A 6,893-nucleotide genomic window follows, 5' to 3' on the forward strand; every position below is an offset into this window, starting at 1 on the left:
TTATTCTAATAAGATAATAATATATTATTTATCAATAAGTAGATACTTGATGATATAGTGCATCCATCTGCATAACAGGAGGGTCTACATGAAGGTTTCCCGTTTTTTGTCTGGCGGCCGCGAGGGTTGGGCTGTCAAGAATCCGGCAACAGGGCTATGGCACGGGTGTACGCAAGAAGATCCGCAATACCCGGGTTCGGTTGATTCGCTGATCAAAACAGATCCTGGCGCACTGGTATCCGCCTGCGAGTTTATGGTCCAGAAACCCGCTTTGGACTTGTCCGAAATGCAATTGTTGACGCCATTGGGACAGGCTCCCAAGATTATTTGCGTAGGGCTTAACTACACCGATCACTCCACTGAAAGTGGTTTCGAGCAACCCGACTATCCGACATTGTTTTCCCGTTTCAATACAAGCCTGATCGCTCATGACGAACCCATTATTTATCCGGCCCTTTCCAATACGCTCGACTACGAGGGCGAGCTGGCCGTCATCATCGGCAAGCCAGGCAAGTGCATCAGCCGGGCCCATGCACTGGATCACGTGCTCGGCTATTCGGTGTTTAACGATGGCAGTGTGCGCGAATATCAGTTCAAGACCCCACAATGGATAATGGGAAAGAACTTTGATGGAACAGGCGCGTTCGGCCCTTGCCTGGTCACGGCCGATGAACTCCCTGCGGGAGCGAGCGGCCTTAAGCTGGAAACGCGCCTGAACGGCCAGACGGTACAGTCGGCCAACACTCAAGATATGGTTTTCGATGTTGAGTCGCTCATTGTTACGATCAGTGAAGTCATGAGACTGGAGGCGGGTGACGTCATCGTCGCTGGTACGCCCGCTGGTATTGGGCATGCACGCGAACCAAAGCTGTACATGAAGCCCGGAGATGTATGCGAAGTTGAAATAGAAGGGATAGGGCTTCTAAGAAATCGGGTCCAGCACGCAGGTCTGGCCTAAAAAATGTAGTAACAATAATCAAAATACCAAGGAGACAAAAACATGAAGCTCAAGCGAATCGTCGCCACAGCCGTACTGTCCGCCGTAGCTGGCCTGGTGGTAGCCGGCAACACTTATGCCCAGGAATTCAAGGCGCGCAATATCCGTTTCGGCCACGGCATGGCCGACAACCATCCAGCGGGCCTGGCCGCCAAAGCGTTTTCTGCGGAAGTGCTCAAGGAAACCGGTGGGAAAACCAAAATATCCGTTATCGCCAATCAGGCTTTGGGTCCAGATCCACAAATGTTGGGTGCTTTGCAGGGGGGCGTGCAAGAGTTCTATACGGGCAGCGTCCTGGCCATGCTGGGGCAGGTCAAAGAGCTGGGGTTCCAGGATGTTCCCTTCCTTTTTGAATCAGAGGCCGAGGCGCATGTCGTTTTCGATGGCGCGGTGGGCGACTATCTGAACAATAAGCTTAGCGCAGTGGGGATACACGTGCTGGGATGGTGGGAGAACGGCTTTCGCCACATCACAAACTCCCGCCGTCCCGTCAATACACTGGCGGATATCGAAGGCTTGAAGCTGCGCACGCAACCCAATCCACTGACGCTGGATGCATTCAAGGCGCTGGGCGCCAACGCATCGCCGCTGGCATGGTCGGAATTGTTCGTTGCCTTGGAAACTAGGGCATTCGATGGACAAGAGAACCCCATCGTTCTCATGAATACTCAGCGCTTCTATGAAGTACAAAAGTACATGACCCTTTCGGGGCATGTCTATTCACCGCTGGTCTTTGCTGTGTCCAAGAAATTCTGGGATGGCTTGTCTTCCGAAGAGCAAGCAATTATGACGGCTGCCGCAAAGAAAGTAACCGCTTACCAGCGGGATCTGACGGCGTCAGAGGTGGATGTTGCCCTGCAGAACATGGAAAAAAATGGCATGCAGGTAACCCGTTTTTCTGATGCTGATTTGCAGAAAATACGTGACCTCGTTCCGCCGGCGATTGCACCACATCTGGAAAAGATAGGCCCCGAATTCATGACGTTGCTCCGCAATGAAATTGCCACCGCGCGCGCAAACAAAAAATCATGATGCCGACAAGTCAATTGCCGGAGGCGTTCACGGCGCGGCTTGGCCAGATGTTGGGAGAACGATTCTCGACCAGCATGGCCTTGCGGCAGCAGCATGGCCGCGATGAGTCCATCTTTCCCGCCACGCTGCCTGATGCCGTTGCGTATGCTCGCGATACGGCGGAGGTGGCGGAAATTGTACAGCTGTGTGGCACATTCAATATTCCCGTCATACCGTATGCGGCGGGATCTTCGTTGGAAGGGCACACGCTGGCGGTTCATGGTGGCCTCACGCTGAACCTCATGCAAATGAATGGCATCCTCGGCATCAATGCCGAGGATCAAACCGCGACGGTACAGCCGGGTGTCACGCGCGAGGCGTTGAACGCCGCTTTGCGTGATACCGGCCTGTTTTTTCCGGTTGACCCGGGGGCCGACGCCAGTATTGGAGGAATGTGCTCCACCCGAGCTTCCGGTACAAATGCCGTGCGTTACGGAACGATGCGCGAAAACGTCGTAAGCCTGACGGCAATCGTGGCCAGCGGCGATATTGTCAAAACGGGACGCCGTGCCAAGAAGTCGGCCGCAGGCTACGACCTGACGCGTCTTTTTGTGGGGGCCGAGGGCACGCTGGGCATTATCGTGGAAGCCACCGTCAGATTGCATCCGTTGCCTGAAAGCACAATGGCAGCCGTTTGTGCGTTCCCGGATATCGATGCGGCCGTTCAGTCCGTGGTTCAGATTGTCCAGCTCGGTGTGCCCGTGGCGCGTTGTGAGTTTGTTGATCCGGTTGCCATCAAGGCGCTTAACGTGTACAGCAAAACAGGCCTTCCCGAGCAGCCTCATTTGTTCTTCGAATTCCACGGCAGCCAGTCGGGGCTGAAAGAGCAAATTGCGCTGGTTCAGGACATTACCCAGGATCATGGTGCCGCAAGCTTCGTATGGTCGGCCAGCCCCGAAGAGCGAAGCAGGCTCTGGGCAGCCCGGCACAACGTTTACTTTGCCGCATCTCAGTTGCGTCCGGGCGCACGCTCTGTGGTAACTGACGTTTGCGTACCCATTTCCCGGCTGGCGGATTGCGTCAATGAAACCATACAAGACTTGCGGGAATCGCAAATACTGGCGCCGGTCGTGGGCCATGTGGGCGACGGAAATTTTCATGTCCAGATGTTGGTTGATGGGGCATCCCAGGATGAAATTGACGGTGCCGAAGCACTCAATGCCCGTTTGGTTTCCCGAGCGCTCTCCATGGACGGCACTTGCACGGGCGAGCATGGCATAGGCCTGCACAAGCAAGGTTTTCTGATCGACGAACTAGGATCGGCGTCGGTCAATGTCATGCGACAGATAAAGCAGGCGCTGGATCCCCGGAACATCATGAATCCAGGGAAGATTTTCTCTCTATGACGGCCCTTCAAGCGCGCTGTCATCCCTGGAGCCATTGTCGGGATATCCAATAATGAAAAAATTGACAGATTGGTACTACAAGATTCTTGAACTTGCGATGGTGCTATGCCTGGCGGCAATGTGCTTCATGGTATTCGGCAATGTGGTCCTGCGCCATTTCTTCAACTCCGGCGTCAATATTGCAGAAGAACTGTCGCGATTCATGTTTATCTGGCTGACCTTTCTCGGTGCCATTGTCGCCATGCGGGAAGGCGGACACTTGGGGGTCGACATGCTGGTCAGACATCTATCGGGCGTACCACGTTTTGTCGCCGTATTGCTAGGGCAGGTACTCGTGCTGATGTGTTGCGGCGTGTTGCTGTGGGGACTGCTGAAACAGCATGATCTGAACGTTGCCAATACCGGGCTGGTGACCGGAATTTCCATGAGCGTCGTATATGCGGCTGCCTATCTCTGTGCTGCGTCGATCGGCTTACTGACGCTGTTTAACATTGCAAGGCTAGTAACGGGCAGGATGTCCACTTCCGAGCTGATTCCTTCCAACTATATCGACTAGCGGAATACGAACATGTTGATTGCAGTCTTTGTCGCGTCCCTGCTGGCCGCCATGGCCCTTGGGGTGCCAATTGCCTTCTCCCTGATGGTTTGCAGCATGGCCATGATGTGGTACATGGACTTTTTTGATGCCCAGATCTTGGCGCAGAATATGCTCTCGGGCGCGGATAGTTTCCCCTTGATTGCCATTCCATTTTTTGTGCTTGCGGGCGAGCTCATGAATGCGGGAGGAATTTCCCGGCGAATCGTGGAGGTGGCTGGCGCCTGGGTTGGGCACTTCAGAGGCGGGCTGGGTTATGTCGCCATTTTTGCGTGTGTCATCATGGCGTCGCTGTCAGGCTCCGCCATTGCGGACACCGCAGCCGTAGCGGCACTGCTTATCCCCATGATGCGTCGCGCGGGCTACGACGTACCGCAGGCGTCGGGCTTGATCGCATCGGGCGGCATCATAGCTCCTATCATTCCGCCGTCCATAGGGTTCGTGATGTTGGGAGTGGTTGGGAATATTTCGATCACTAAGCTCTTTATTGCCGGTATTGTCCCAGGTCTTATGATGGCATTGGCCCTGGTTGCGACCTGGGCGTTTCAGGCCAAACGCGGTGAAATGCCTCGTGGCCCCAAGACGTCTTCACGTCAGCGATGGGCCGCGACCTTGGCGGGCTTTTGGGCTTTGCTTATGCCGGTGATCATTGTTGGCGGACTGAGAGCCGGATACTTCACGCCGACCGAAGCAGCGGTTGTAGCGGTTTTCTACGCCTTGTTCGTGGGCTTTTTCGTATACGGCGAGCTTAAACTTTCACAGCTGTATGGGCTGTTGCTGGCTGCCGGCAAGACAAGCGCCATTGTGATGTTTCTGGTGGCTGCTGCACAAGTTTCAGCCTGGCTGATTGCCGCCGCCAATATTCCCATGGCGGTGGCCGAAATCCTTCAGCCGCTAATTGACAGCCCGATACTCTTGATGCTGGTCATTATGCTGCTGATATTCACTGTTGGTACCGTGCTTGATTTCGCGCCCACCATATTGATATTGATTCCAGTCTTGATGCCGACGATACGCATGGCGGGTATTGACCCGGTGTATTTCGGGGTGCTGTTCATCATGAATAATGCGATTGGGCTTATTACGCCGCCTGTCGGGACGGTGCTTAATGTCGTCTGCGGTGTCGCGAAGGCGCGTATGGAGCCGGTTATTCGTGCCGTAACGCCTTATTTGCTTGCGCAACTGGCAGTAATGCTGCTGCTGGTGCTGTTTCCACAGCTGGTTCTGGCACCGCTGGAGTTTATGACACGCTAGGCTCGCCGACGTCGGCACTCGATGATAGTTCTACGAGGAAAGCGATCAGATATGCGTTGCTCGATAACAGATGTACGGGTGTGTCGATATGACCTCCAGCGTATCCGTAACGCTGAATGCGAACGGGGTGACGAGCATAAGCGGTTCTTTGCGTATCTCTTGCCACGCATAATGCTTAGGGAATTCAAATCGCGGGTGCACAAGAATTGCGGCATCCAGTGCGCGCTCCAGAATCCGCGCGTACAAAGCCTTGGACGAACCAGGTTCGATATAAACTTCAACATCAGGGTGATTCGAGAACCACCGTTTAAGCGTTTCCGGAACAATGCCAATGATCGCCGTGGGAGTCGCACCGAGACGCAGAGGGCCCGCCGGAAGATCCGTGTCAGACGCCATCGCATGCAGATCATGCGCATCGTTCAGTATTTTCTTTGCCAGTTCCAATACGCGTTGGCCGGCCAGGGTAGGCCGTACTGTTCTGCCCGACCGCAGCAGAAGTTGACTACCTACCGATGCATCCAGTGTACGAATGCGTTGCTGTACTGAAGCCGGCGTGAGGTTCTGATACCTTGCTGCTTCCGCTATAGAGCCCAGTTCCACTACATATACGAAAGTTTGCAAGAAGCGCAGATCCATCTCATGCCTCGCTTTGAAAGATGCTTTTTACGTATGCTGAAGCAGTTTAGCGTCGCTTGTTTCGCCTCATGCGAACGTAAATAATAGGGCGACTCTAACGATCGTGTCACGTCGTTGTTGAGTAAGCGCTGTTTGCGGGTGAGTCACTATACGAGCCGCGCTATTTCAGTGAAAAGTGTCACAACCTCAAAAAACATGATCACAGGAGACTCAATGAAGAACCGAAAAATCGTAGCGTTGAAATGCGCCATTGCAGCGCTGGGCATGAATTGCCTGGGAAGTGCCTTCGCCGGTACCTTTGTGTATGTTTCCAATCAGCACGACGGAGATATTTCAGCGTACGAGCTCGTCACTGCCGATGCGCCACGCCTGAACCCCATTTCTGAAGCAAAGGCCGCCAATCTGGTGATGCCCATGGCAGCCAGTCCGGACGGCAAATTTCTGTATGCAGCAGTGCGCGCGAAACCATTTGCGCTATATAGCTACCGAATCAACGCGGGAACGGGCGAACTTCAATGGATTAACACTATCCCCATGCCTGACAGCATGGTCAGTATCAGTGTTGATCAAACGGGAAAATGGCTACTTGGCGCGGCATACGGTGGCGACACCATCAGTACGCATAGAATCACTGCGTCCGGAACACCTGAGCCGGACGCAACGCAATTCTTCAAAAGCGGTGGATCCAAGCCGCACGCCATCAAGACGGATTTATCCAATAGCACCGTGTATGTGCCTCATTTAGGCACAGATGAAGTCCGGCGCTACGGGTTCAATGCCGGCAGCGATAAACCAATCGTCGAGCAGGCATCGTCCATCAGCACAGAGAAGGGGTTCGGCCCACGACACTTCGCAATCAGTCCAGACCAGTAGTGTCCCAACGTTTTTCAGAGTAGGGCGAGCTGTTTAGGCTCGAACTCTGGGTCGTCGTCGGGTTCGTGTTTTTCAAGTAGTTGATTTATGGGCATTGTTTCAAACATGGTTAGGCTTAGAA

The 6,893-nt window shown here is 54.0% G+C and carries 7 protein-coding genes; 6 read left to right on the plus strand and 1 reads right to left on the minus strand.

The features are described 5' to 3' along the window. The first annotated feature begins 88 nt into the window (after positions 1-88). Genes CR159_RS15210 through CR159_RS15230 form a run of 5 tightly spaced genes read left to right on the plus strand, consistent with a single transcriptional unit; the run spans position 89 to position 5,263 of the window. On the plus strand, positions 89-958 hold the full coding sequence (locus CR159_RS15210; RefSeq protein ID WP_102074808.1) for a fumarylacetoacetate hydrolase family protein: 870 nt from the start codon (positions 89-91) through the stop codon (positions 956-958). 42 nt (positions 959-1,000) lie between these two features. Then, positions 1,001-2,029, plus strand: coding sequence for a TRAP transporter substrate-binding protein (locus CR159_RS15215; protein WP_102074809.1), 1,029 nt, complete (start codon positions 1,001-1,003; stop codon positions 2,027-2,029). Next, the gene (locus tag CR159_RS15220; protein ID WP_102074810.1) at positions 2,026-3,414 is read left to right on the plus strand and encodes an FAD-binding oxidoreductase; all 1,389 of its coding nucleotides are present in this window, start codon (positions 2,026-2,028) and stop codon (positions 3,412-3,414) included. Before CR159_RS15215 ends, CR159_RS15220 begins: the two co-directional genes overlap by 4 nt. Positions 3,415-3,466: 52 nt before the next feature. Then, on the plus strand, positions 3,467-3,970 hold the full coding sequence (locus tag CR159_RS15225) for a TRAP transporter small permease (RefSeq protein ID WP_102074811.1): 504 nt from the start codon (positions 3,467-3,469) through the stop codon (positions 3,968-3,970). Between the two features lie 12 nt (positions 3,971-3,982). Continuing rightward, positions 3,983-5,263, plus strand: coding sequence for a TRAP transporter large permease subunit (locus tag CR159_RS15230; RefSeq protein ID WP_102074812.1), 1,281 nt, complete (start codon positions 3,983-3,985; stop codon positions 5,261-5,263). A gap of 45 nt (positions 5,264-5,308) precedes the next feature. Here the strand turns inward: CR159_RS15230 and CR159_RS15235 are convergent, their stop codons facing one another. Beyond that, complete coding sequence (locus tag CR159_RS15235; protein WP_233208341.1) at positions 5,309-5,884, minus strand: LysR family transcriptional regulator; 576 nt, start codon at positions 5,882-5,884, stop codon at positions 5,309-5,311. 228 nt (positions 5,885-6,112) lie between these two features. Here CR159_RS15235 and CR159_RS15240 point away from each other — a divergent pair, with 228 nt between their 5' ends. Beyond that, positions 6,113-6,772, plus strand: a complete 660-nt coding sequence (locus CR159_RS15240; RefSeq protein WP_158238549.1) for a lactonase family protein — start codon at positions 6,113-6,115, stop codon at positions 6,770-6,772. Positions 6,773-6,893 lie beyond the last annotated feature (121 nt).

Origin of the sequence: Pollutimonas subterranea, assembly GCF_002849655.1 — a bacterium.
Lineage (GTDB): Bacteria > Pseudomonadota > Gammaproteobacteria > Burkholderiales > Burkholderiaceae_B > Pollutimonas > Pollutimonas subterranea.